Origin of the sequence: Paraburkholderia sp. SIMBA_030, assembly GCF_046535245.1 — a bacterium.
In the GTDB taxonomy this organism is placed as follows: domain Bacteria; phylum Pseudomonadota; class Gammaproteobacteria; order Burkholderiales; family Burkholderiaceae; genus Paraburkholderia.
Genome location: NZ_JAWRXB010001409.1, coordinates 1 through 244 on the forward strand (window position 1 = coordinate 1; position 244 = coordinate 244).

Consider the following 244-nt stretch of genomic DNA (forward strand, 5'->3'; position numbering starts at 1 on the left):
CATAGCCCAGCTCTTTCGGAAGACGTTCACGCCGTATCCGCTCAATATTTTGTTTAAACGCCGTGGTCAGCGGCACCGCCATCGGGATTTTCACCACATCAATGGGGTAACGGTTTTTCCCAGCCACACGCTGCATGACATGCCACCGGCCATTTTTCAGTTGCTGAATAAACGCGCCGGGAATACGACGGTTACCCACCACAAGCACGCTGCCGCCACCTTTCAGGGATGAACGCTGCCCCTT

1 protein-coding gene is annotated in these 244 nt (G+C 54.9%); it reads right to left on the reverse strand.

The annotated features are described in order from the left end of the window. Positions 1-244, reverse strand: a 244-nt coding sequence (locus SB772_RS44675; RefSeq protein ID WP_410839112.1) for a phage tail protein, incomplete at both ends; no start/stop codon positions are given.